This window comes from Rhizorhabdus argentea (assembly GCF_037861105.1).
In the GTDB taxonomy this organism is placed as follows: Bacteria; Pseudomonadota; Alphaproteobacteria; order Sphingomonadales; family Sphingomonadaceae; genus Rhizorhabdus; species Rhizorhabdus argentea.
In genome coordinates, this window is record NZ_JBANFK010000018.1 from 56986 (window position 1) to 80412 (window position 23427).

At 65.9% G+C, this 23427-nt stretch carries 16 protein-coding genes; 8 read left to right on the forward strand and 8 right to left on the reverse strand.

Annotated features, from left to right (window positions below; all coding sequences use genetic code 11):
- Positions 1 to 7: 7 nt before the first annotated feature.
- On the reverse strand, positions 8 to 1087 hold the full coding sequence (gene recF, locus AAC645_RS15490) for a DNA replication/repair protein RecF (protein ID WP_340317322.1): 1080 nt from the start codon (positions 1085 to 1087) through the stop codon (positions 8 to 10).
- 180 nt (positions 1088 to 1267) lie between these two features.
- Here recF and AAC645_RS15495 point away from each other — a divergent pair, with 180 nt between their 5' ends.
- The gene (locus tag AAC645_RS15495; protein ID WP_340317323.1) at positions 1268 to 1990 is read left to right on the forward strand and encodes a hypothetical protein; all 723 of its coding nucleotides are present in this window, start codon (positions 1268 to 1270) and stop codon (positions 1988 to 1990) included.
- Positions 1991 to 2189: 199 nt separating this feature from the next.
- Here AAC645_RS15495 and AAC645_RS15500 read toward each other — a convergent pair whose 3' ends face one another.
- A complete protein-coding gene (locus AAC645_RS15500; protein WP_340317325.1) occupies positions 2190 to 4454 on the reverse strand; it encodes an NADP-dependent malic enzyme in 2265 nt (754 codons plus the stop codon).
- Between the two features lie 155 nt (positions 4455 to 4609).
- Here AAC645_RS15500 and mutS point away from each other — a divergent pair, with 155 nt between their 5' ends.
- Entirely contained in the window at positions 4610 to 7222 is a 2613-nt protein-coding gene (gene mutS / locus AAC645_RS15505) for a DNA mismatch repair protein MutS (RefSeq protein ID WP_340317346.1), read from the forward strand.
- Between the two features lie 518 nt (positions 7223 to 7740).
- Here the strand turns inward: mutS and AAC645_RS15510 are convergent.
- Positions 7741 to 9084 carry an aminotransferase-like domain-containing protein gene (locus AAC645_RS15510; RefSeq protein ID WP_340317326.1) on the reverse strand — a complete coding sequence of 448 codons (1344 nt, stop codon included), beginning with the start codon at positions 9082 to 9084 and terminating at the stop codon, positions 7741 to 7743.
- 81 nt (positions 9085 to 9165) lie between these two features.
- Between AAC645_RS15510 and AAC645_RS15515 the strand changes: the two genes are divergently transcribed.
- From AAC645_RS15515 to AAC645_RS15530, 4 genes are read left to right on the forward strand one after another with little or no spacing between them, the layout of a single operon-like run.
- Positions 9166 to 9603 (forward strand): DUF983 domain-containing protein, encoded by a 438-nt coding sequence (locus tag AAC645_RS15515; RefSeq protein ID WP_340317327.1) that lies wholly within the window; start codon positions 9166 to 9168, stop codon positions 9601 to 9603.
- Between the two features lie 31 nt (positions 9604 to 9634).
- A complete protein-coding gene (locus tag AAC645_RS15520) occupies positions 9635 to 9913 on the forward strand; it encodes a hypothetical protein (RefSeq protein ID WP_340317328.1) in 279 nt (92 codons plus the stop codon).
- Positions 9914 to 9945: 32 nt separating this feature from the next.
- Positions 9946 to 12708, forward strand: coding sequence for a [protein-PII] uridylyltransferase (locus AAC645_RS15525; protein WP_340317329.1), 2763 nt, complete (start codon positions 9946 to 9948; stop codon positions 12706 to 12708).
- The gene (locus AAC645_RS15530; RefSeq protein WP_340317331.1) at positions 12671 to 13357 is read left to right on the forward strand and encodes a Pr6Pr family membrane protein; all 687 of its coding nucleotides are present in this window, start codon (positions 12671 to 12673) and stop codon (positions 13355 to 13357) included. Before AAC645_RS15525 ends, AAC645_RS15530 begins: the two co-directional genes overlap by 38 nt.
- 84 nt (positions 13358 to 13441) lie before the next feature.
- Here AAC645_RS15530 and infC read toward each other — a convergent pair whose 3' ends face one another.
- The gene (gene infC, locus AAC645_RS15535; protein ID WP_340317333.1) at positions 13442 to 13981 is read right to left on the reverse strand and encodes a translation initiation factor IF-3; all 540 of its coding nucleotides are present in this window, start codon (positions 13979 to 13981) and stop codon (positions 13442 to 13444) included.
- A 240-nt stretch (positions 13982 to 14221) separates the two neighbouring features.
- Complete coding sequence (thrS, locus tag AAC645_RS15540; protein WP_340317335.1) at positions 14222 to 16234, reverse strand: threonine--tRNA ligase; 2013 nt, start codon at positions 16232 to 16234, stop codon at positions 14222 to 14224.
- A 337-nt stretch (positions 16235 to 16571) separates the two neighbouring features.
- On the opposite strand from thrS, the gene AAC645_RS15545 reads away from it, so the two are divergent.
- Both AAC645_RS15545 and AAC645_RS15550 read left to right on the forward strand, forming a co-directional pair.
- Entirely contained in the window at positions 16572 to 17633 is a 1062-nt protein-coding gene (locus tag AAC645_RS15545) for a YjgN family protein (protein ID WP_340317337.1), read from the forward strand.
- A complete protein-coding gene (locus tag AAC645_RS15550; protein ID WP_340317338.1) occupies positions 17617 to 18687 on the forward strand; it encodes a M48 family metallopeptidase in 1071 nt (356 codons plus the stop codon). Before AAC645_RS15545 ends, AAC645_RS15550 begins: the two co-directional genes overlap by 17 nt.
- Before the next feature lie 167 nt (positions 18688 to 18854).
- Here AAC645_RS15550 and AAC645_RS15555 read toward each other — a convergent pair whose 3' ends face one another.
- The 3 genes from AAC645_RS15555 to AAC645_RS15565 all read right to left on the reverse strand — a co-directional run bounded on the left by AAC645_RS15555 (position 18855) and on the right by AAC645_RS15565 (position 23173).
- Positions 18855 to 19145 carry a GIY-YIG nuclease family protein gene (locus tag AAC645_RS15555; protein ID WP_340317339.1) on the reverse strand — a complete coding sequence of 97 codons (291 nt, stop codon included), beginning with the start codon at positions 19143 to 19145 and terminating at the stop codon, positions 18855 to 18857.
- Between the two features lie 742 nt (positions 19146 to 19887).
- The gene (locus AAC645_RS15560; protein ID WP_340317340.1) at positions 19888 to 21096 is read right to left on the reverse strand and encodes a reverse transcriptase domain-containing protein; all 1209 of its coding nucleotides are present in this window, start codon (positions 21094 to 21096) and stop codon (positions 19888 to 19890) included.
- An 877-nt stretch (positions 21097 to 21973) separates the two neighbouring features.
- Positions 21974 to 23173: a HEPN-associated N-terminal domain-containing protein gene (locus AAC645_RS15565; protein WP_340317341.1), complete on the reverse strand. Its 1200-nt coding sequence runs from the start codon at positions 23171 to 23173 to the stop codon at positions 21974 to 21976.
- Between the last annotated feature and the right edge of the window lie 254 nt (positions 23174 to 23427).

Consider the following 23427-nt stretch of genomic DNA (forward strand, 5'->3'; position numbering starts at 1 on the left):
CTCCGCCTTATCGGTGGGGGGAGGGCTCCACCATCCCCGCCCGCACCGCCAGCCAGGTCGCGTCGCCGATCCCGGCGAACAGCGCGCGCTCGGTGCCGGTCAGCCAGATCTGGCCCCCGCTCGTCGCCAGCCGCTCGAACAGCGCGGCGCGGCGCAGCGGATCGAGATGCGCGGCGACCTCGTCCATCAGCAGCACCGGCCGGGTGCCGCGCCGCTCGGCGACAAGATCGGCATGGGCCAGGACGATGCCGAGCAGTAGCGCCTTCTGCTCGCCGGTCGAGGCGCGCGCGGCAGGCTGCGCCTTTGCGGTATGGGAGACGGCGAGATCCTGGCGGTGTGGCCCCGCCAGCGTGCGGCCCGCCGCGGCATCGCGCATGCGGCCCTGGCGCAGCTCGTCGGCCAGCGGCGTCGCGCCGGGCAGCCAGCCATCGATCGCCAGCGCGGCGCGGGCAAAGGGGGCGTCGGGCTCGGCGGCGATCCGCTCGGCCAGCGCCGCGACGGTGCGGGCGCGCGCCTCGGCGATGGCGGCGCCATGCTCGGCCAGCTGGATCTCCAGCGCATCGAGCCAGGCGGTATCAGGTCGCCCCTCCTGCCCAAGCAGCTTGTTGCGCGCGCGCATCGCCGCGTCGTAGCGACTGGCATGATGGGCGTGGCCGGGTTCGATCGCGAACACCAGCCGGTCGAGGAAGCGCCGCCGCCCCTCGGCCCCCTCGGTGAACAGTCGGTCCATCGCCGGCGTCAGCCACAGCAGCGACATCCATTCGCCGAGCGAGGTGGCCGATGCCGTCGCGCCGTTGATCCGCACCTGCCGCCGATCGGGCGAGCCGGCGCTGGTGCCGGTGCCGATGCGCACCCCCGCGCCGAGTTCGGCGGCGACCGAAAAGCCCCCGCCGCCGCCCTCGCGCGCCATCTCGCCCAGCGCAGCACCGCGCAGGCCCCGGCCGGGCCCGAGCATCGAGATCGCCTCGAGGATATTGGTCTTGCCGGCGCCATTCTCGCCGGTCAGCACGACGAACCCGGCTCCGGCGGCGATCGTCGCCGAGGGATAGGAGCGGAAGTCGGTCAGCATCAGGCGGGCAACGGTCATCGCCCCCTTGTTGGCGATTTTGCGGTGGAGGGGAAGCCACGCTCCCCCACCCGTCATTCCAGCGGCGGCTGGAATCTCGTGGGATGACGCGGCGTGCCTGTCTTCGGAGATCCCAGCTTTCGCTGGGATGACGCAGAGGGAGGGACTAAGCAGTTCCGATTGAAAAGAGGAAGCTGCCGCATGCGCCGCCTAGTGGGATTTACGATCGCAGCCGCCGCGCTGCTCATGGCCAGCACCGCCGACGCCGGCCTGCGCGCGGTCTATATCGATATCGGCAAGGCCAAGCAGCTCCAGATCGACGTGTTCGACAATGGCGATGCGCGAATCGCGGAGGTCGGCAGCGAGGATTATGGGCTGATGATCGGCGGCCAATTCTACATCGTCGACATAGAGGACGGAAAGCCGACCGTCGCGCGGCTGAAGGACGTCGCCACCGCGATCGACAAGGTGCTGCCACCGATCTTCAAAGGTCTGTTCGACCAGCCCGGCGCGGCGGCGCCGACGACCCGCCTGGTGATCGAGCCGGGCGAGACCGGCAGCGCCGGCGGCCGCGACGGACGAGTCTATCGGGTCAAGGGACTCGACAGCAGCAATCCCGACAAGCCGACCGATTACCTGATCAGCGACGATCCCGAGCTGAAACCGGTCGGTGCCGCGCTGGAGCAGTTCATGAACGCCGCGGTGGTCCCGGCCGCGCCGCTGATCGGCGCGATGGCCCCCGAGATGATCGCCGAGACCCGCGCGATCTTCGCTCTGGGGACCCCGATCGACGTGGGTGGCCGCTTCCGGCTCAACCTGGCCGGCAAGGCGGCGTTTCCGGCGGCCTATTTCCGCCTGCCGGCGCAGCCGCAGACCGTGGACCAGCTGGTCGCGGCAATGAAGCTGTCGATGGCGAAGAAGTAAGCGCGATCGAATCTTTTTGTCATCCCGGACTTGATCCGGGATCCCACTTTTTTCCTTTCCCGTCGGTCGTTCACTCGGCGACCGAAAGGCAGTGGGATCCCGGATCTAGTCCGGGATGACATGTTCTGGGGGAGAGCGCCCTCTCCCTCCGACCCTTCCCAAATATGCCTGGCCCTCCCGACCGGGGAGGGAGCTGCGGCTAGTGCGCAATCCCTGCTGCAGCCAGGATCGCCAGCGTCAGCAGCTCGGCGGCGGTCGAGGACATCGTCGCGATCTGGACAGGCTTTTCCATGCCGACCAGCATCGGGCCGATCATCGAGCCGCGGCCGAGTTCGCGCAGCAGCTTGGCCGAGATGTTGGCCGACTGCAGCCCCGGCATCACCAGCACATTGGCCGGCGCGGACAGGCGATTGAACGGGTAGAGCTTCATGATCGACGGGTTGAGCGCCGCGTCGGGCGCCATTTCGCCCTCATATTCGAAGCTGACGCCGCGCTCCTCAAGCACGCCGACCGCGCCGCGCACCGTCTCCAGCCAGTTGCCGGGCGGGTTGCCGAAGGTCGAATAGCTGAGGAAGGCGACGCGCGGTTCATGCCCCATCCGTCGCGCGACCGAGGCGGTCTGCTCGGCGATGTCGGCGAGCTCGATCGCCGATGGCCGCTCGGTGACGGTGGTGTCGGCGATGAAGGTCGTATGGCTCTGCCCGACGAACAGATGGATGCCGCAAGGTTTCTTGCCCTCGACCGGATCGAGCACCCGGCGGATCTGGCGGAAGGTGCCGCTATAGGTCCGGGTGGTGCCGGTCACCATCGCATCGGCCTCGCCCAGCGCGAGCAGCAGCGAGCCGAAGATGTTGCGATCCTGGTTGACCATCGCCTCGACCTCGCGGCGCAGCGTACCCCGGCGCTTCAGCCGGTCATAGAGATAGTCGACCATGCGCTCGATCAGCGGCGAATGGCGGCTGTTGTGCAGTTCGAAGCTCTCGGGATCGTCGACGCCGAGCGCGCGCAGCTTGTCCGGCACGTCGTCGCGGCCGACCAGCACCGGCGTGCCATAGCCGAGATTCTTGAACTGGATCGCGGCGCGCAGCACCACTTCTTCCTCGGCCTCGGCGAAGACGACGCGCTTGGGATGCGCGCGCGCGGTTTCCGACGCCAGGGTCAGCACCGACGTGGTGGGGTTGAGCCGGGCCTTCAGGCTATCCTTATAGGCGCCCATGTCGAGGATCGGCTTGCGGGCGACGCCGGTGTCCATCGCCGCCTGCGCGACGGCGGCCGGGATGATCTCCATCAGCCGCGGATCGAATGGCGCCGGGATGATATAGTCGCGGCCGAAGCGGGGCGCGGTGCCGCCATAGGCGGCGGCGACTTCCTCGGGCACCTGCTCGCGAGCCAGTTCGGCCAGCGCGCGGGCGGCGCCGATCTTCATCTCCTGGTTGATGCCGGTCGCGCGCACGTCGAGTGCGCCGCGGAAGATGAAGGGAAAGCCGAGCACGTTGTTGACCTGGTTCGGGAAGTCCGAGCGGCCGGTCGCGACGATCACGTCGTCGCGCACCGCCTTGGCTTCGGGCGGCAGGATTTCCGGATCGGGATTGGCCATCGCGAAGATGATCGGATGCGGGGCCATCGTCTTGACCATCTCGGGGGTCAGCGCGCCCTTGACCGAGAGGCCCAGGAACACGTCGGCGCCATCGACCGCTTCGGCCAAAGTGCGCTTGTCGGTCTTGGTGGCGTGGGCCGATTTCCACTGGTTCATACCCTCGGTGCGGCCCTGGTAGACCACGCCCTTGGAGTCGCACAGCAGCACCTTGTCGGGCGCGACGCCGACCGCCTTGATCAGTTCGGTGCAGGCGATCGCCGCCGCACCGGCGCCGTTGACGACGACGTTCATGTCCTTGAGGTCGCGCTTGGTCAGGAAGGCGGCATTGATCAGGCCGGCGGCGGCGATGATCGCGGTGCCGTGCTGATCGTCATGCATCACCGGGATGTTCATTCTTTCCTTGAGCGCCTGCTCGATGATGAAGCATTCCGGCGCCTTGATGTCCTCCAGGTTGATGCCGCCGAAGGTCGGCTCCATCAGCGCGACCGCGTTGATGAAGGCTTCGGGATCCTCGGTGTTCAGCTCGATGTCGATCGAATCGACATCGGCGAACCGCTTGAACAGGACGGCCTTGCCTTCCATCACCGGCTTGGAAGCGAGTGCGCCGAGATTGCCGAGGCCCAGGATTGCGGTGCCGTTGGTGATCACCGCGACGAGGTTGCCCTTGGCGGTATAGTCATAGGCGGTTTCAGGATCGGCAGCGATGGCGCGCACGGGGACGGCGACGCCGGGGGAGTAGGCCAGGCTGAGATCGCGCTGGGTCGCCATCGGCTTGGTGGCGACGATCTCGATCTTTCCGGGGCGGCCGGTGGAGTGGAAGAAAAGCGCCTCGCGATCCGAGAACTGCACCTTGCTATCGTTGCTCATTATGTCCGGCCCCCCTCGGTGGCTGTCTGATTGCCCGCGCCGCTTGTGGGGCATGGCCGGAGAGTCGACAAGCCGCTATCAGCCTGACCATGGCGCAAAACGCAAAAATCGAGACAGGGGCGGCCAAGGCTCCGGCCACGTCGACGACCACGCCGATGATGGCGCAATATCTGGCGCTCAAGGCGGCGGCGGAAGATTGCCTGCTGTTCTACCGGATGGGCGATTTCTTCGAGCTGTTCTTCGACGATGCCAGGCTCGCCTCTGCGAGCCTCGACATCGCGCTGACCGCACGCGGCGAGCATGACGGCGCGCCGATCCCGATGTGCGGGGTGCCGGTTCACGCTGCCGAGGGCTATCTCGCGCGGCTGATCAAGGCCGGCCACCGGGTTGCGATCGCCGAGCAGACCGAAAGCCCGGCGGAGGCCAAGAAGCGCGGCGGCTCGAAGGCGCTGGTCGGCCGCGCGATCGTGCGGGTCGTCACCGCTGGCACCCTTACCGAGGAGGCACTGCTCGATGCGCGCGCCGCCAACTGGCTGGTCGCGGTGGCGAGCGCGGGGCAGGGCGACGCCAAAGACGGTGGCGGTCGCCAGCTGGGAATCGCCGCAGCCGATATCTCAACCGGCCGGTTCGAGATCGCGGCGCTGCCGCCGTCCGCCCTCGATGCCGAACTCGCCCGGCTCGCGGCCGCCGAGATCGTCATTCCCGAGGATTTCGGGGAGATGCCCGATGGAGCGGTGCCCTGGCCGCGCGAGCATTTCGATTCGGCGCGCGGCGAGGAGCGGCTCAGGCGCCTGCTCGGCGTCGCGACGCTCGACGGCTTCGGCGCTTTCGGTCGCGCCGAACTGGCCGCGGCGGGCGCGCTGATCGCCTATCTCGACCGGGCCGGGCAGGGCAGCCTGCCCTTCCTCCAGCCGCCGCGCCGCCGCGTCGTGGCCGATCATATGATGATCGATGCGGCCACCCGCGAGAGCCTGGAGGTCACCGTCTCGCAGGGCGGCGGGCGCAAGGGCAGCCTGCTCGACGCGGTCGACCGCACCGTCACCGGCGCCGGCGCGCGGCTGCTGGGCGCGGACCTGTCGGCGCCGCTCACCGATGTCGCCGCGATCGACGAGAGGCTCGACCTCGTCGTCCTGTTCGAGGGCGACGGCAGCCTGCGCGACCGGCTGCGGGCGGCGCTGCGCGCCCTGCCTGATATCGGCCGCGCGCTGGGGCGGCTGGTCGCCGGCCGCGGCAGTCCGCGCGATCTCGGCCAGCTGCGCGAAGGGCTTGAGCAGGCGCAATTGCTGCACTTCATGCTGCAGCAGGCGGAGCCGATGCCGGGCCTGCTGGCAAGCCTGCTTCCCGCGCTGGTCGGTCATGGGCCGCTGGTCGACCTGCTCAGGCGTGCGCTGGTCGCCACGCCGCCGATCGACGCCTCGCAGGGCGGCTATATCGCCGAGGGCTATGATGCAGCATTGGACGTGCTGCGCGGCCAGGGCGGCGAGGGGCGCAAGGCGATCGCCGCGCTCGAGGCGCGCTACCGCGCCGAGACCGGCGTGGCCTCGCTGCGCATCCGCCACAATGGCGTGCTCGGCTATCACATCGAGGTTCAGGCGAAGCATGCCGATCCGCTGATGGCGGCCGACTCGGGCTTCACCCACCGCCAGACGCTTGCGGGCGTGGTGCGCTTCAATGCGCCGGATCTCCATGAACAGGCGATGCGCGTCGGCCAGTCCGGTGCGCATGCTCTCGCCGCGGAGGCCGCCCATCTCGAGGAGCTTGTCGGCGCAGCATTGGCGCGTACTGCACTGATTGCTGCGACTGCGGATGCGCTCGCGCGGCTGGATGTCGCGGCGGGACTCGCCGAGCGGGCCGTGGAAGGCGGGTGGACCCGGCCGCACTTCGAGCTGCATAGCTGCTTCGATGTCCGCGGCGGGCGCCACCCGGTGGTCGAGGCGGCGGTCGCGGCGCAGGGGTCGCGCTTCGTCGCCAATGACTGCTGCCTGTCCGAACAGGAGCGGCTGTGGCTGGTGACGGGCCCGAACATGGGCGGCAAGTCCACCTTCCTGCGCCAGAACGCCGCCATTGCCATCCTCGCTCAAGCCGGCAGTCCGGTACCGGCGACAAGCGCGCGGCTCGGCATCGTCGACCGGCTGTTCAGCCGGGTCGGCGCCTCCGACAATCTCGCACGCGGGCGATCGACCTTCATGGTCGAGATGGTCGAGACCGCAGCAATTCTTGCACAAGCTACCGAGCGCAGCTTCGTCATCCTCGACGAGGTCGGGCGCGGCACATCGACCTATGATGGCCTCGCCATTGCCTGGGCGGTGGTCGAGGCGGTGCACGACATCAACAAGTGTCGTTGCCTGTTCGCAACCCATTATCACGAGCTCACCCGTCTCGCGGAACGGCTCGACGCTCTGTCGCTGCACCATGTTCGCGCGCGCGAATGGAAGGGCGAGCTGGTGCTGCTCCACGAACTCGCCCGGGGCCCTGCCGATCGCAGCTACGGCATCGCCGTCGCCAAGCTCGCCGGCCTGTCGCCGCCGGTGCTGGCGCGCGCCCGCGAGGTGCTCAAGAAGCTCGAAGCCGGCAAGGCCGCAACCGGCGGGCTGGCCGCGGGGCTGGATGACCTGCCGCTCTTTGCTGCGGCCGCGCAGACGGCCGAGGCGGCCCCCGATCCATTGCGGCGGGAGATCGAGTCGATCGATGCCGATGCATTGTCGCCGCGCGAGGCGCTCGAACTGGTCTATCGGTTGAAGGCGATCGCGCGCGAGGCCGACGCGTGACATTGCTGCAGCCGGGATCGATGATGGCTACCCATCATCGATCCCCTTCCTAGGGTCGCGCCTGATGGCCGGACCTTCCCCAGCCGTCATTCCCGCGAAAGCGGGAGCCGTAGGCCAGCACAGCTAATCCATGGACGGCGGCACATCTGACAAAAACGTCCCGTTCCGTGGATTCCCGCTTTCGCGCACTGCTGTCCGGAATTTCTCTATCGTCATGCCAGCGAAGGCTGGCATCCATGTCTCTCTCCTTCTCGATGGCCTCGAAAATGGCGAAAGACATGGACCCCAGCCTGCGCTGGGGAGACGCAGGAGGGAGAGCATGCCCTCGATCAAGAAAACGATGTCTGAGCGATGGTCTTCCGAGCAAATCCCCAACAATTCCGGTCGGCACCCGGCCGGACGCAAGAAAATCCCGGACAGCAGTGCGCTTTCGCGGGAATGACGGGGAAATCCATGGAATGCCTTGCCACGATCCCCTTCAGCACAGCCTCGGCAGGTTCGATCACTGCATCTTGCTATTAGCCTATAGCCGCGCGCAGCCGCTCGAAGGCGCGGCCGAGGCGAAGATGATCCAGCGCGCCGCCGATTGAGATGCGGACCGCTGGGCCGGCTACGGACGGGTCCACCGCAAAGGCGGAACCCGGGACGATCGACAGGCCTTCCGAGCGGATCGATGCCGCCAAGCCGGCGGGGTCGATCTCAGCCGGCAGCCGCAGCCAGATATGATAGCCTTCGGGATGGGCGGCATGGTCCAGGCCGGAGAGCCACTGCGCCGCGATACGCTGCCGCGCGACGCCCTCGGCGCGCACCTTGCCGACCAATTCGGCGAACAGGCCGTCGCGCAGCCACAGAGTGACGAGCGCCGCGTTCAGCGGGGGCGGCATGATCGCTGTCTCATGGATGTCCGCGATCAGGCGCCGCGCTGCCTCGACCGAGGGCGCGCGGACATGGGCGACGCGCAGCACCGGAGAGATGATCTTCGAGACGCTGGCGATATGCCAGCTCAGCTCGGGCGCGAGGCTCGCCAGCGTCGGCAAGGGCGCGGCCGGCAGCAGCCCATAGGCGTCGTCTTCGATCAGCAGCAGGCCGTGGCGGCGCGCCGCCGCGGCAATCGCACCGCGGCGCTCCAGGCCCAGCGTCGCGGTCGTGGGGTTGTCGTTGGTGGGGACGATGTACAATGCCCGGGCGCCCTGGCGTGCGGCCTGTTCGACCGCGCCGGGGTCGACGCCTTCCGCGTCGCCGTCCAGCGCCTGCACGGTCAGGCCGAAGCGCCGGGCAAGCGCGAGCATGCCGGGATAGGTCGCCCGGCCGGCGCAGACGACATCGCCGGGCGACAGCACGGTGCCGAGGATCGCGTGGAGCGCATTCTGCCCGCCGGCGGTGACGATCGCCATATCCTCCTCCGTGGGCATGCCGCGCCTTGTCAGCGCGCGCGCCGCCTCCTGCCGGTCGCGGATCGCGCCGCCGCTCGGCTGATATTGCAGCAGCGGCGACTGTCCCCCGGCGCGCAGCAGCTTCACCAGCCCGTCGCGCATCGCCGCCGGCAGCAGCGCCGATCCCGGCTGCGGCGGCATGATCATGCCGTTGTCGCCGGTCAGGTCGGCCAGCGGCAACGCGGTGCTGTTGCGGACATAGCTGCCCAGCCTGCCCGCCCCTTCGATCAGCCCGGCGTCGCGCGCCATCCCATAGGCGCGGGTGATGGTGGTGAGGTCGACGCCGAGTGTTTCGGCCAACGCGCGCTGCGGCGGCAGGCGTTCGCCGGGGCGCAGTCCGCCGCTTCGGATCGCCTGCTCGATGGCATCGGCGATGGCAAGATATTTGGGGCCGCCGGTTTCGGGCAGCCGCTCGAGCCAGCTTTGCATGGAGAGTACCGCTATTTATGTATGGTTGTGTCAGCCATACAATATCCTAGCTGAGGGGCATAGACCGATAGGAGTCGCGTCATGCCCGAATTGATCGAAAAGCAATGGCCAAGACTGGAGCCGATCCGTACCGGCCTGCGCGGCCGTTGCCCGCGCTGCGGCGAGGGACGCCTGTTCGACGGCTTCCTCGCTTTGGCCAAGGGATGCGACTCGTGCGGGCTGAGCTATGATTTCGCCGATCCCGCCGATGGCCCCGCCTTTTTCGTGATCTGCTTCGGCTGCATCCCTGCGGTGGTGTTCGCGTTGATGCTGGAGATCTGGGCGAGCCCGCCGCTGTGGGTCCAGCTTGCCACCTCCGTGCCGCTGCTGCTGGTCACCTGCATATTGCCGCTGCGGCCGCTCAAGGGCTGGCTGGTCTGCAGCCAGTATTTCTTCAAGGCAGGGGAGGGGCAGATCAGCCGGCCCTGGTATCCCTATGGGGCCGACGGCCCCGCGGTGATGCCGCGGCACCGGCCCTGATGGCGGCCGGCGATGGCGGTTCCGGCCAGCAATGCTGACGGCGGTCCTGCTGTGGCTGTGGGGAACCAGCGTCATTGGCGCAATGACGCTCGCCATGGCCAAGGATCGCCACCCGGTCGCATGGCTCGGCGCGGCGCTGCTGTGCGGGCCGGTGGCGATGTTCGTTCTGCTGCGGCTACCGGCGACCGGCCATTATGCGGCGCTCAGGATCGACCCCGAGGCGATGGAGTTGTGCGAGACCTGCTGCGAGCCGGTTCGCATCGATCGTGACCGATGCCGCCATTGCGGATCCGTGCGCTCGGCGACCTAGCTCTTTACCCGAATCGCCCTTATGTCCGCAGCATGGTCACGAAGTTCGAACTGCTGCCCAACCGCCGTGCGATCATAGATCGACGTGGGGTGGGCGATGCGCTGGCTGCGCTGATGCCCGGCAGCAACGATGCCGCCGCATTGCGAGGCCAGGGCACCGCGATCCTCAAGGCGGCGCTCGACGAGGGCCGTGCGGAGATCGCGCGGCGGCTGGACGCTGCGCCGACACGCGGCTCCGAAGCCGCAGCGGCCTATGCCTTCCTGACCGATCAGATCCTGCGGCTGATCTACGACTTCACTGTCGAACGGCTCTACCCGATCAACAATCCGTCGGCAGCGGAACGGCTGAGCCTGATGGCGGTCGGCGGCTATGGGCGCGGCGAGATGGCGCTCCATTCGGACGTCGACCTCGCCTTCCTGACCCCGTGGAAGCAGACCAGCTGGTCGGAGCAGGTCATCGAATCGATGCTCTACTCGATGTGGGACCTCGGCCTTAAGGTGGGCCATTCGAGCCGTTCGCTCGACGAAATGCTGCGTATGGCAAAGAGCGACCTCACTATCCGCACCGCGCTGCTGGAAGGGCGGTTCGTGTGGGGCGACGAGGCGCTGTATGACGAGGCGGCGAACCTGTTCGCACGCGAGGTCGTCAACGGCACCGCGAAGGGCTTCGTCACCGACAAGCTCGCCGAGCGCAACGAACGCCATCGCCGCATGGGTGACAGCCGCTATGTCGTCGAGCCCAATCTGAAGGAAGGCAAGGGCGGGCTGCGCGATCTCCACACGCTGTTCTGGATCGGCAAATATGTTTATCAGGTACGCTCGGTGCCCGAGCTGGTCGACAAGGGACTGCTCACCCGCGCCGAGCTCCGCCAGTTCCAGAAGGCCGAGAATTTCCTGTGGGCGGTGCGCTGCCACCTCCATATCGTCGCCGGGCGTCCCGAGGAGCGGCTGACGTTCGACGTCCAGCCGGAGATCGCCCGCCGGATGCGCTATGCCGAGCGGCCGGGCAAATCCGCGGTCGAGCGCTTCATGCAGCATTATTTCCTGACCGCGAAGCGGGTCGGCGACCTGACCGCGATCTTCCTCGCGCATATCGACGACACCTTCGCGAGCCGCGGACGCCGCTTCGGCCTGCCATCGCTGCGCCGCAAGCCGACCAAGCTCGACGGCTTCTCGCTCGATCGGGGGCGGCTTGCGATCCCGAGCGACGACTTCTTCGCGCAGGATCCGGTGCGGTTGCTGCAGATGTTCGTCATCGCCGATCGCCACGGCCTCGACATTCACCCGCTGGCGATGCGCGCGGCGGGGCGCGATGCCCGGCTGATCGACAATGTCGTCCGCCGGGACCCTCGCGCCAACGCCTATTTCCTGGACGTGCTGACCTCGCACCATACACCCGAAAAGATACTGCGCTGGATGAACGAAGCCGGCGTGTTCGGCCGTTTCGTGCCCGATTTCGGCCGCGTCGTCGCGCAGATGCAGTTCGACATGTACCATCATTACACGGTCGACGAGCATTCGATCCGGGCGATCGGCCTGCTGTCGCAGATCGACAAGGGCGAGCTCAAGGAAGACCACCCGGTCGCATCGGCGATCATCCGCAACATCGTCTCGCGCCGCGTGCTCTATGCCGCGGTGCTGCTCCACGACATCGCCAAGGGGCGGGGCGGCGATCACAGCGTGCTCGGGGCGGAGGTCGCCGAGAAGCTGTGCCCGCGCTTCGGGCTGACCGCGGCCGAGACCGAGACGGTCGCGTGGCTGGTGCGCCATCATCTCGTCATGTCGGACACGGCGTTCAAGCGCGACCTCAGCGACTTCAAGACGGTCCTCGATTTCGCCGAGACGGTGCAGAGCCCGGAGCGGCTGCGCCTGCTGTTCTGCCTGACGGTCGTCGATATCCGCGCGGTCGGCCCCGCGGTGTGGAACAGCTGGAAGCGCCAGCTGCTCGGCGACCTCTATACCTCCGCCGAGGAAGTATTGCGGCTCGGCCACAAGCAGACCGGCCGGCGCGAGCGGATCTCGGCCAAGCACGCCCAGCTGCGCGAGCGGCTGGGCTGGAATGAGGCTCGCTTCGCTGCCTATGTCGCGCGTTTCCCCGAAGCTTATTGGGTAGCCGAGAGCGTCGACATATTGGAGGGCAATGCCCGGCTGATCGAGGCCGCCGACGGCGCCGCCAAACCCCTGTCGATCGTCGCCGCGCCCGATCCCGACCGCGGCGCGACGCTGGTCAGCATCTATGCCGGCGATCATCCCGGCCTGTTCTACCGGATCGCCGGCGCGATTCACCTGGCCGGCGCCAACGTGATCGACGCGCGTATCCACACCACCCGCGACGGCATGGCGATCGACAATCTGCTCGTCCAGGATCCGTTCGGACAGCCGTTCGACGAGCATGACCGGATGAAGCGGCTCGGCATCGCCATCGAGGATGCGCTCCACAACCGCAATCGCATGGCCGACCGGTTGCTCGCCAAGCCGCACGCGCGCGCGCGCGCCGACGCGTTCACGATCGAACCCGCCGCGCTGATCGATAACCGTGCGTCGAACCGCTACACCGTGATCGAGGTCAACGCCCGGGACCGGCCGGCGCTGCTCTATGCGCTCGCCCACGCGCTGTTTCAGGCGAAGGTGATGATCCACTCCGCCCACATCGCCACCTATGGCGAGCGCGCGGTCGACGTGTTCTACGTGGCGGACCTGACCGGCGACAAGATTACCAGCACCGCGCGGCTGAAGACGCTGGAACGGCTGGTGGTCGATGCGGCGGCCGGGGCGCCGGCGCGGAAAGCGGCTTGATCTGGGCGTAGATGTCCGCGCAGCGCGTCATCCCAGCCGCGCCGCGCATCTCGGCGTCGCCCTGCTGGCGATGGCCGGGCTCGCCTGCCACTATGCGATCGTGCTGGGCCATCCGGACCAGATCGCCATGCGGTCGCTGCGTTTCCTCAGCTTCTTCACGATCCTGACCAACGCGCTGGTCGCTGTCGCGGCGATCGGTTTCGCGCTGCCGGGCGGGCGGTTTCACGGTTGGGCGGTCCGCCCTGCGACCCGCGCTGCGGTAACGCTCCACATCCTGGTGGTGGCGCTGATCTTCCATGTCCTGCTGCGGCACATGGTGCTGCCCGGAGCACTCGGCTGGTGGGGCAATCTGCTCGTCCATCAGCTGGTGCCCGCCGGCTGGACGGCGTGCTGGCTGGCCTTCGGCGCCCATGGCCGGATCGATCGGGCGGCGCCGTTGCGCTGGCTGTTCTTCCCGCTCGGATTTGGCGGATGGACACTGGTCCATGGCGCGGCGACGGGCTGGTATCCCTATCCGTTCATGAACGTCGCGCACCTCGGCTATCCGGCGGTGCTGGCCAACATGGCCGTGATCGCTCTGGTCTTCCTCGCGCTGGGATATGCGCTGCGCTGGGTGGACGGACGACTAAGCCGGCATGCCGCCGCCTGACCTGCTAGCTGCGAATCGGTCCAGGCTCGTTGTGATCGTCATCCCGGCCCTTCGCCGGAATGACGAACGAGGCCGATGCGCCGCTTATTTCGGCGCCAGCACCATCAGCATCTGGCGGCCTTCCATGCGTGGGAACTGCTCGACCTTGGCAGTCTCGATCATGTCCGCCTGGACGCGCTGGAGCACCTGCATGCCGAGCTGGCCATGCGCGAGTTCGCGGCCACGGAAGCGCAGGGTGACCTTCACCTTGTCGCCCTCGTCGATGAACTCGTGGATCTTCTTCATCTTGGTATCATAATCATGGTCGTCGATGTTCGGACGCATCTTGATCTCCTTGATCTCCTGCGTCTTCTGCGACTTCCGGGCAAGATTGGCCTTTTTCTGGGCCTCGTACTTGAACTTGCCGACATCGAGGAATTTGGCGACGGGCGGGTCGGCGTTGGGGGAAACCTCGACCAGATCGAGCCCGACCTCCTGGGCCTGCTCCATCGCTTCTCGCGTGTACATCACGCCCAGATTCTCGCCAGCTTCATCGATCACCCGGACCTTGGGCGACTGGATGAACTCATTGTAGCGCGGGCCATTGAGCGGCATCGGCTGCTGCCCCAAGGGGCGGCGCATCATCGGGGGACGTATAGCGAAATCTCCTGTCGTGGACTTAAGGGGCGCGATATAGGCATTCGCGCTGCATTTTGAAAGATGGCTCGCGGTGTTTTACGCCGCGCTTCGTCGCTATCTCTTCACCCGTTTGCATCGAGCGAAGTCGAGATGCCCCTCCGAGCGCAAGCGAGGAGCCCTCGCAGTGCTCGGGCTGGGTTCTCGACTTCGCTCGAACCAAACGGATTCCAGGATATAAGCGGGAAGTTATCGCCGCAGATCGGGCGGCGTCGCCTCCGCCTTCAGCGCGGCGATCGCCTCATCGAGCGGCAGCACGGTCTGCGCCTGCTCGCCCAGCCGCCGGATCGCGACGGTGCCCTCCTCGGCCTCGCGCTTGCCGACCACCAGCAGCGCCGGGACCTTGGCGACCGAATGTTCGCGCACCTTGTAGTTGATCTTCTCGTTGCGCAGGTCGCTCTCGGCGCGCAGCCCGGCCGCGATGAGCTTCGCCTCGACCTCGCGGGCATAATCGTCGGCATCCGACACGATTGTCGCGACCACCGCCTGCACCGGCGCCAGCCATAGCGGGAAGCGCCCGGCATGATGCTCGATCAATATGCCGATGAACCGCTCGAAGGTGCCGAGGATCGCGCGGTGGAGCATCACCGGCCGATGCCGCTCGCCATCCTCGCCGACATAGGAGGCGTCGAGCCGCTCGGGCAGCACCGTGTCCGCCTGGATCGTGCCAACCTGCCAGGTGCGGCCGATCGCGTCGGTCAGGTGGAATTCGAGCTTCGGCGCATAGAAGGCGCCCTCGCCCGGCAGTTCTTCCCAGCCGAACGCCTCGGTCGCCCGGCCCGAGGCCGCGACCGCGTCGCGCAGCGTCTGCTCGGCCTTGTCCCACATCGCGTCCGAACCGAAGCGCGCCTCGGGGCGCAGCGCCAGCTTGATCGCATAGCTGTCGAAGCCGAGGTCGCGATAGACCGCGTCGAGCAGGTCGCAGAAATCCTTGATCTCCCGGATCAGCTGGTCCTCGCGCACGAAGATGTGCGCGTCGTCCTGGGTGAACTGGCGCACCCGCATGATGCCGTGCAGCGCGCCATGCGGCTCGTTGCGGTGGCAGCAGCCGAACTCGGCCATGCGGATCGGCAGGTCGCGATAGCTCTTGATCCCCTGCTTGAAGATCAGGATGTGCGCCGGGCAATTCATCGGCTTGAGCGCCATCAGGTCGCCCTCGCCCGACAGCACCGGCCCTTCTTCCTCGGCATTGGGAATCTCGTCGGGGACGACGAACATATTCTCGCGATATTTGCCCCAATGGCCGGACTGCTCCCACTGGCGCGCGTCCATCAGCTGCGGCGTCTTCACCTCTTCATAGCCGGCGGAGTCGAGCCGGCGGCGCATATAGGCCTCCAGCTCGCGCCACAGGCGGAAGCCCTTGGGATGCCAGAACACCGAGCCCTGCGCCTCCGACTGGAGATGGAACAGGTCCATGTCCTGGCCGATGCGGCGATGGTCGCGCTTGGCGGCCTCCTCCAGCCGGGTCAGGTGCGCATCGAGCTGCTTCTTGCTGAGCCAGCCGGTGCCGTAGATGCGGCTGAGCATCGCGTTCTTCTGGTCGCCGCGCCAATAGGCGCCCGAGACGCGCGTCAGCTTGAACGCCTGTGGATCAAGCTTGCCGGTGGAGGGCAGATGTGGCCCCCGGCACATGTCGAGCCAGTCGCCACCCGACCAATAGACCGTCAGCGGCTCGTCGCCGGGCAGCTCGGCGGCCCATTCCGCCTTGAAGCTCTCGCCCTGCGCCGTCCAGCGCGCGATCAGCTGCTCGCGGCTCCACACTTCGCGCTTGAGCGGCTTGTTCGCGGCGATGATCCGGCGCATCTCCGCCTCGATCGCTGGGAGGTCCTCCTCGGTGAAGGGCCGCGGCTTGCCATCCACCTGGGGCGGCGCGAAATCATAATAAAAGCCGTCGTCGGTCGACGGGCCGAAAGTGATCTGCGTGCCGGGGAACAGGCTCTGCACCGCTTCGGCCAGCACATGCGCATAATCATGCCGCGCCAGCTCCAGCGCATCGGCCTCGTCGCGCGCCGTCACCAGCGCCAGCGTCGCGTCGCCCTCCAGCGGCCGATCGAGATCGCGCAACTCGCCATCGACCCGCGCCGCGATCGCCGCCTTCGCCAGCCCCGGCCCGATCGCCGCGGCGATCTCCCCGGGCGTAGTCCCGCTCTTCACTTCGCGCACCGAGCCGTCGGGAAGCGTGATGGTGAGAAGATCGGACATGGGAAAAGCTGAATCCTCGGATTTGCGGAGCGCGGCTTATGCCCGCGATATGGGGGACGGGGCAAGCTTCGCGATTCCAGCCTTCTTCTCCCTCTTCGTCATCCCGATGAAAATCGGGACCCATATGCACTCACAGCGAGAGGAGAATGCCGGCCTGTCAGCACACACCTTGTTTCGTTGCGGATCTGGGTCCCGATTTTCATCGGGATGACGACGTTGAACGCGGCACATCCAACGCCAGGGACCTCCACTCCATCACATCATTTCGGACCGGAAAGTCCTTGACGCTCCCGACCGCGCATAGTCCCATGCCGCCGGGCACGGGGGGAGACGGCAGATGGCGGACGAGCAGGCGGGCAGCGCATTCCAGTTCCATGGCAGCTGGCGCGAATTCGCACCGATCGCCTTCACCAACCTGCTGCTGATCATCGTCACGCTGGGCATCTACCGCTTCTGGGCCAAGACCCGCGAGCGCCGCTATCTGTGGAGCCGGACCGACTTCATCGGCGATCCGCTCGAGTGGACCGGCACCGGCAAGGAGCTGTTCATCGGCTTCCTCCTGGTGGCGCTGCTCCTGTTCCTGCCGATCGCCGTGCTGCAGTTCGTGGTGCAGGGCCTCGTGGTGCGAGGCCATGTCGGCGGCGCCGTGCTGCTCAGCATGGTGGCCTATGTCGCGCTCATCTATCTCTACGGCCTCGCCCGCTATCGCACCCTGCGCTATCGGCTCAGCCGCACCCTGTGGCATGGCATCCGCGGCGGCAGCGACGATCAGGGTTGGGGTTATGCGCTCACCGCCCTGTGGAGGACCGCGCTCGGTATCTTCATACTGGGCGTCCTCATGCCCTGGTCGATGACGAGCCTCTGGAACGAGCGGTGGAATCGGCTCAGCTTCGGCAGTAACGCTTTCGCCGCAAATGCCAGCTGGCGCCCGATCATCGGCCGGTTCCTGCTCTTCTACCTCTTGCCGATCGTCGGCTGCGTCGGCGGCATCGCGGCGGTTGGCGGCGCGGTTGCTGGCGGAGGCCCGCCGACGCCTGAGACCTTTGTGATGATCTTCCTTGGTGCGCTTGCCGTCTATTTCACGATGGGGATCATCGCGATCCTCTATTATGCCGCCTTCCTGCGCGAGGCGATCGGCGCGCTTACGCTCGACAAGATCGGCTTCGCGTTCACTGCGCGATCGGTCGACTGGTTCAAGTTCATCTTCGGCACCATCGCGCTCGTCATCGTCACATTGGGGATCGCGATGATCTTCCTCGGCTATCGCAACTGGGCCTTCTTCATCCGTCATCTCGAAGCGACCGGGGAGGTGACGCTGGCCGATCTGACGCAGTCGACCACCGCGATGCCGACACAGGGCGAGGGGCTTTTGGACGCGTTCGATGTCGGAGCCTTCTGACCCAGCGGCGATGCGCGCAACGGCGTGGCTCTACGATGGCCAATCGGCGTCCCGCCATGCCGTCTCGGTTACGCTGGAGGGCGACCGCCTCGCCATCGACGGCTTCCCCGCCGTCGCGCTGGGCCTGCTGCGGCGTCTCGATGGCCGGCTTCTCTGCTTCGGCCGTTCCGACATCCCCGGGTGGAGGCTCGGTTTCGACCAGGATCCCCCGACGGACTGGCTGGCGAGGCTGCCCGGACCCCTCCGCTATGGCCGGCTGATCGACCGCCTCGGCCTGTGGCCCGCTGCCATCGCCGGCGCCGCGCTATCGGCACTGATCCTGCTCGGCGCCATCTCCGGTCTCGACCTGCTGGCGCGAGCGATCCCCTTCGCCTGGGAACAGCGGCTGGGCGACAGCATCAGCGGCGACTTCGAGGCCCATGCCTGCCATGCGCCGGAGGGGCAGAAAGCCCTCGATGGCCTCGCCCGGCGGCTATCGCCGGCGAGCCGCCCGATCCGCGTGACGGTGCTCGATATTCCGGTGGTCAACGCCGTCGCGCTGCCGGGCGGGCGGATCCTCATATTCGATCGGCTGATCGCCGAGGCGCGATCGCCCGACGAACTCGCCGGCGTGCTGGCGCATGAGATCGGCCATGTCGAACATCGCCATGTGCTCGTCGCCATGATGCGCCGTTTCGGGATCGGCCTGCTGGTGGGCTCGGGCGGCAACACCGCGCAATATGGCCAGGCGCTGCTCGATTCGCGCTACAGCCGCGCGGCCGAGGCGGAGGCCGACGACTATTCGATCGAGCATCTCCGATCGGCCGGAATCAGCCCCGCGGCCACCGCCGCCCTGTTCGCCCGGCTCGGCCGCGACGAGAGCGCCGATCCCGGCATTTTCGCCTATCTGGCAAGCCATCCCCCATCGGCCGATCGCCGCCGCCGCTTCGCCGCGGCGGCCCGCACCCTGCACCACCCATCGCCGGCGCTGCAGCCCGCCGCCTGGCAGGCCGTCCGCGCAATGTGCGACAAGGCAAAGGCCACGCCCGCCAGCAAGACCTTCTTCCGTTTCTGAGCCTGTGGGGGGTGAGGCAAGCTTCGCGATTGGCCACCGTCAGAGTGAAGAAAAGGGAGATTCCAGCTTTCGCTGGAATGACGGAATAGGCCGCCCTCTCTCCGTCTCCCAGCCTTTCTCCGTCATCCCAGCCCTTTTCCGTCATCCCAGCGAAAGCTGGGATCTCCCTACCCCTGGATCGTCTCGAACAAATCCATCCACCGCGGATTGGCCGCCTCGACCAACTCGATCTTCCAGGCACGTTTCCAGGCCTTGAGCATCTTCTCCCGCGCGATCGCCTCGACGATCGAACCATGCGGTTCGGCCAAAACCAGCCGCGTCAACTTGTACCGCCTGCAGAAATCGGAACCCTCGCCTTCACGATGCTGCCAGATCCGCGCGGAGAGGTCCGCCGTCACCCCGACGTATAGAACGCCGCGCGCCCGATTGGTCATGATGTACGGCCAGCCGCCCTGCATGACCGGAGCTTAGATCAAGAAAAGCGAGATTCCAGCTTTCGCTGGAATGACGGAAGCGACCGGTTTTCGCTACCGCACCGTCACGAGCGGCCCGGCCCCCGTCCAGGCAAGCGCATCAGCCACTGGATCTGCCTCCCATCCCCGTCATCCCAGCCTTTCTCCGTCATCCCAGCCCTTCCCCGTCATCCCAGCGAAAGCTGGGATCTCCCTAGCCTTGGATCGTCTCGAACAAATCCAGCCACTGAGGATTGGTCACTTCCATCAACTCGATCTTCCCGGCACATTTTTCGCCGAAATAGCGAAAGCTTCGCAGCGGCTGACCTTACAGCACGCCATCGCTGTGCTTTTCGCGATAAACGGCGGTGTGGAGAGTCAGCCACGTCGTAAGCCGGGGCGCTGTCTGTCCTCTCGCCCCGCGCCCCCACCATCGTCATTCCCGCACAGGCGGGAACCGTAGGCCGGCACAGTTAATTCACTGGCAGGCGAATCCCGAACCATCAGAAGCGCGACCGCGGTTCTGGAGGGACTCGGGCTTCCGGGGGAGCGGGATGTCTCGCGATTTCAGATTGATGACGCCAGCGGGGTGTCCAAGGTCCGATCGAAGCCAAGGCCAATTCTCTAGATGTTGCTGATGGGCCCGGAGAAGACTGGCGGCTTTCGGGCGCCAACCATGAAAATACGGACATGTACTCCTTCGCCAGCGCGGTGCGCCGCGCGGCTCTAGCGATCGCATTGAGGATGACTAAGCATCCAAGTCGACTCCAATAAATCGACGCTCTGTTGATCCGAGCGCCGCTAGCTGAGCCGTTCCGAACACCGCGGTCAGCACTTTGTGCTGGGCTTTCGCGCTCGCCTTTGCCATCGCATCTTCAAGGTCATCTTTGTTTTCCGCAGCTGCGTAGGCGTTCAAAAACCCGGATTGCAGGCTGCGAAAATAGGTGCCCATATTCGTGAGGGACACCTGTCGCTCAAGAAGGGCCGCAGGGGTCTGAGCATCCATGATCCTTTGAACGATCTTGTCGATCACCCTCGCTCCGACTCGTAAGCGGTAGGTTCCGGTCGGCGACCTCGCCAACTCCATTCCGAGGAACTCCGCGGGCTCCTGCGGCCTGTAGATCACGGTCTTCGATCCCGGCTCGCCCGGATCGCCAATAGTTAGCCCTAGATCGCTCAGCGTGGTCTTCAGAGACCTATGGAAATTAAACGCCTCGTCTTCGGTTGCAAAGAAGGATGCGATGTCGTCCACATATCGCGCAGTCGGAGCCCCCGTACGTATCAGGTATCGGTCAAGGTCTCGAAGGTATGCTCCAGCATAAAGGGGAGAGAGTGGCATTCCTTGTCTGACACCCCGACCGGCTATGATGCCATTTTTTGCGATGGCCGCCTTCCAACCGGAATCAAGCCCACCTTCGATCTCTGTTTGGAGAAAAGCATCAAGGAGCGGCCCCAACGAAGGCTGTCGCACAACCCGCTTCATCGCCGCCTGGAGTATGACGCGGTCGATGTTATCAAAGAATTTCTGGATGTCCGTTTTGTATACCCAAGGACGCTCTGCTCTCGCCGCACAGGCGAACTTCCTAGCCCCAAGGACGCTACGATCGCCACCGGGTGCCAGCCCATAGCTGACAGCATTGTCCAGCCCCATTGAAGGGAGGCGGGGACGAAGCTGTTCCAGGATGCTGAACTGCAGCAAGCGATCTGCAAAGGTGGGAACGCAGATGACGCGAAATCCGCCATTCGGCTTTGGCTTGAGGAGTGCTAAGAGGCCGTGAGGCGTGAACCCTGCCGCCACCCGGTACTGCACCTCTCGCAGCTCCCCGGAAAGTTTGCGTTCGAAATCTGCGGCGTTGACCCGATCAATGCCAAAGCACGACTTGCGCAGATGAGCGCGGCGTTCTTTCCAGACGCGGTGCAGGGATTGTTGCGAAATCGACTTCTGAAATGCGTTCATCTAGCTGCCGCCGGTGCCCCTAGTCATCCTAGCCCGGCGGTTCGTAGGAGCCGATCACGCCCAATCGCGTTGCCGGCTTTCGCCATGGTGCCGAGGCCCTTGCCGGCCGCCTTAACGACGATCCGGGCACCGAACTCGACACTGACACTCTCCGGGCGATCCCAGACAGAGCCGCAGGCTACACCAAGTGTGACCGCGAACGCAAGCAGCGCCTGGAACAAAACGCGAACGTCTGTTCTGGGGCGGTTGCGGACGCGGGGCGCAACGGGCCCATTGCCCGCCTCACGCGCTCGCCGCCCGGGCCCGACCCCCCGCAAGTCGTCCGATGCCCTGTTGGGGCAGTAGATGACACAAGGCACTGGCTCAACTCCTTCCCGATGCTGGAGCCGATCACGCCCAATCGCGTTGCCGGCTTTCGCCATGGTGCCGAGGCCCTTGCCGGCCGCCTTAACGACGATCCGGGCACCGAACTCGACAGGAGATTGCCAAAACGACCTTCAGGGAACGGGCCGGTACACCGGCACGCTGCCACGAAGCAGTATAGAGGAGTTGTTACGCAGGGGAAAGGGCCCGCCAGGCGCCCAGACGATGCTAACTTACTGGAGACCCCTTTGCGTGGCATCTTTCATTACGGTATCGCCGATATCTGCCGTGTTCGCGCGAGCCGCACGCCCAATTTCAATCTGGTCGCTATGCCATCCATCGATCTACGCATATGTATCGGCAAATTACGCTGACAGTGCACTTAATCGCTTTTCTGCGCTGTCTGGTGACAGCGGCTGTATTACACTGTCACCGTAATACCGTCGCGTCACGCGACGCCGCAAGTCCCTTGCTGATGATCTAGTGTGTCGCTGCGGCATCGGTCGCCCACCGGTCAGGCCTGCTCGTGCGCGACGGCGGTCAGGTTCAGCAGCTGCTCAAGGAACACCCGACCTTCCTCGGCCACGAAGCACTGCTCATTATCGCAAAACAGCACGAACGCGCGCTCGCCGCCGTCCCTGGAACTACGATAGATGATACCGTCGATTGCCTGATCCTCCGCATCGCGGAAAACGCGCCTGAAGTATTCAGTGACGATCTGCGTCGGCACATATTCGATATGCTCGCGCCCATCGCGAGCGATCGGCTTCGCGATGTCACGGGCAAAGGCATGGAGGAAACGCAGCGGGTGAATGCGGTGATGCCCGTCCTCTTCGAACACGCTCGGTATGTCCGGCAGATCGGCAAGGTCCAGCACCCTTAGATTGCGCGTCGGATGGAATGTCCCGATCGAGAGGATCTGCCCCGCATGATGCTCGGGATCGAATGTCTCCAGCCGGGCGGTTTCCACATCGAACGCACCGTAGAACATCGGTATGCCGGCAGGGCTCATGCGGTTCGACTGGGTCGCGAATTGTGCAGGCGGTGTCCCGATCTCGGCGCCCGTCTGGTAGAGATCGGCGCCGATACGGATGCGGAAGAGGTCGGTCTCAGCCGCGATCGCTTCGATGAGGTTGAGCTCAGCTAGCTCGTCAATTACCGTAGCGCCGATGGTGGCCAGCATCCTCGATGGCGGTACTTCCGCAGAATGATTGTTATCTTCCGGCGTCAGGAAGAGATAGCGCGTCTGGTGTTTAACGACGCCCTTAAACGCGTCCCATCCCAATTCGAGCCGCTGGCTCTTGTCGCCGACATAATATTCGCGCTCCACCCATCCGTCGCTGCCCACAACGTCGATGATTGCGTCAATCACGTCGCTGTCCTCGCTTATATCGTAGTCGCCAAGGACTTCCCAGCTATCGCTGGTCGAAGCCTGATAGCCACCTTCGGCGGAGATATACATGATGCCTTCGTCGTCGGGATGATTCCAGTCGAAGCGCACCCCGGTAAGAACGACCCCGATGAACTCATCGAAGCTCGCGGCTATCGAATCGTCTGACTCCTCGCCGCAAAAGCGGCAGGCCGTGTAAGAAAGGTTCTGCGACACCCAATGCTTCAGCGCGGGATCCGTGACGCAATCCTCACAGATCGCCCCCTCAGCCTCGTAATAGCCCCGCTCCTCCTGCTCCATCAGCCATGCTTTTGCCCTGCCCATTAGTACAGTCCTGCTGAGTTGGTTCATCAACTACGTGCGAAGTCCGCCAGCAACTAGAACGAGCAAAGCGCCCACCGGCCTCGTGCATCTAAGCCGCTTACATCGGACTTGGCAGAGTGTCTAAATGACGAACGTCCGCCTCCGGGGTCAACGTCGAAACGGCCGAACGACCGCTCATGGGCGGATTGTGTTGAAGAAGTCGGCTCGTGGCAGGATCGGACGTTGCTCGCGGATCAGGCGATCGGGTCGCTGCC

Excerpts from the sequence above, each read along its gene's own strand:
- thrS (WP_340317335.1), bottom strand. The coding sequence starts at position 16,234 with ATGTCCGATCTTCTCACCATCACGCTTCCCGACGGCTCGGTGCGCGAA.
- AAC645_RS15550 (WP_340317338.1), top strand. The coding sequence starts at position 17,617 with ATGTCGGAGCCTTCTGACCCAGCGGCGATGCGCGCAACGGCGTGGCTC.
- AAC645_RS15555 (WP_340317339.1), bottom strand. The coding sequence starts at position 19,145 with ATGCAGGGCGGCTGGCCGTACATCATGACCAATCGGGCGCGCGGCGTT.
- AAC645_RS15520 (WP_340317328.1), top strand. The coding sequence starts at position 9,635 with ATGCTGACGGCGGTCCTGCTGTGGCTGTGGGGAACCAGCGTCATTGGC.
- AAC645_RS15495 (WP_340317323.1), top strand. The coding sequence starts at position 1,268 with ATGCGCCGCCTAGTGGGATTTACGATCGCAGCCGCCGCGCTGCTCATG.
- AAC645_RS15510 (WP_340317326.1), bottom strand. The coding sequence starts at position 9,084 with ATGCAAAGCTGGCTCGAGCGGCTGCCCGAAACCGGCGGCCCCAAATAT.
- AAC645_RS15565 (WP_340317341.1), bottom strand. The coding sequence starts at position 23,173 with ATGGGCAGGGCAAAAGCATGGCTGATGGAGCAGGAGGAGCGGGGCTAT.
- infC (WP_340317333.1), bottom strand. The coding sequence starts at position 13,981 with ATGATGCGCCGCCCCTTGGGGCAGCAGCCGATGCCGCTCAATGGCCCG.
- AAC645_RS15515 (WP_340317327.1), top strand. The coding sequence starts at position 9,166 with ATGCCCGAATTGATCGAAAAGCAATGGCCAAGACTGGAGCCGATCCGT.
- AAC645_RS15525 (WP_340317329.1), top strand. The coding sequence starts at position 9,946 with ATGGTCACGAAGTTCGAACTGCTGCCCAACCGCCGTGCGATCATAGAT.
- AAC645_RS15500 (WP_340317325.1), bottom strand. The coding sequence starts at position 4,454 with ATGAGCAACGATAGCAAGGTGCAGTTCTCGGATCGCGAGGCGCTTTTC.
- mutS (WP_340317346.1), top strand. The coding sequence starts at position 4,610 with ATGATGGCGCAATATCTGGCGCTCAAGGCGGCGGCGGAAGATTGCCTG.
- AAC645_RS15530 (WP_340317331.1), top strand. The coding sequence starts at position 12,671 with ATGCGGCGGCCGGGGCGCCGGCGCGGAAAGCGGCTTGATCTGGGCGTA.
- AAC645_RS15545 (WP_340317337.1), top strand. The coding sequence starts at position 16,572 with ATGGCGGACGAGCAGGCGGGCAGCGCATTCCAGTTCCATGGCAGCTGG.
- AAC645_RS15560 (WP_340317340.1), bottom strand. The coding sequence starts at position 21,096 with ATGAACGCATTTCAGAAGTCGATTTCGCAACAATCCCTGCACCGCGTC.
- recF (WP_340317322.1), bottom strand. The coding sequence starts at position 1,087 with ATGACCGTTGCCCGCCTGATGCTGACCGACTTCCGCTCCTATCCCTCG.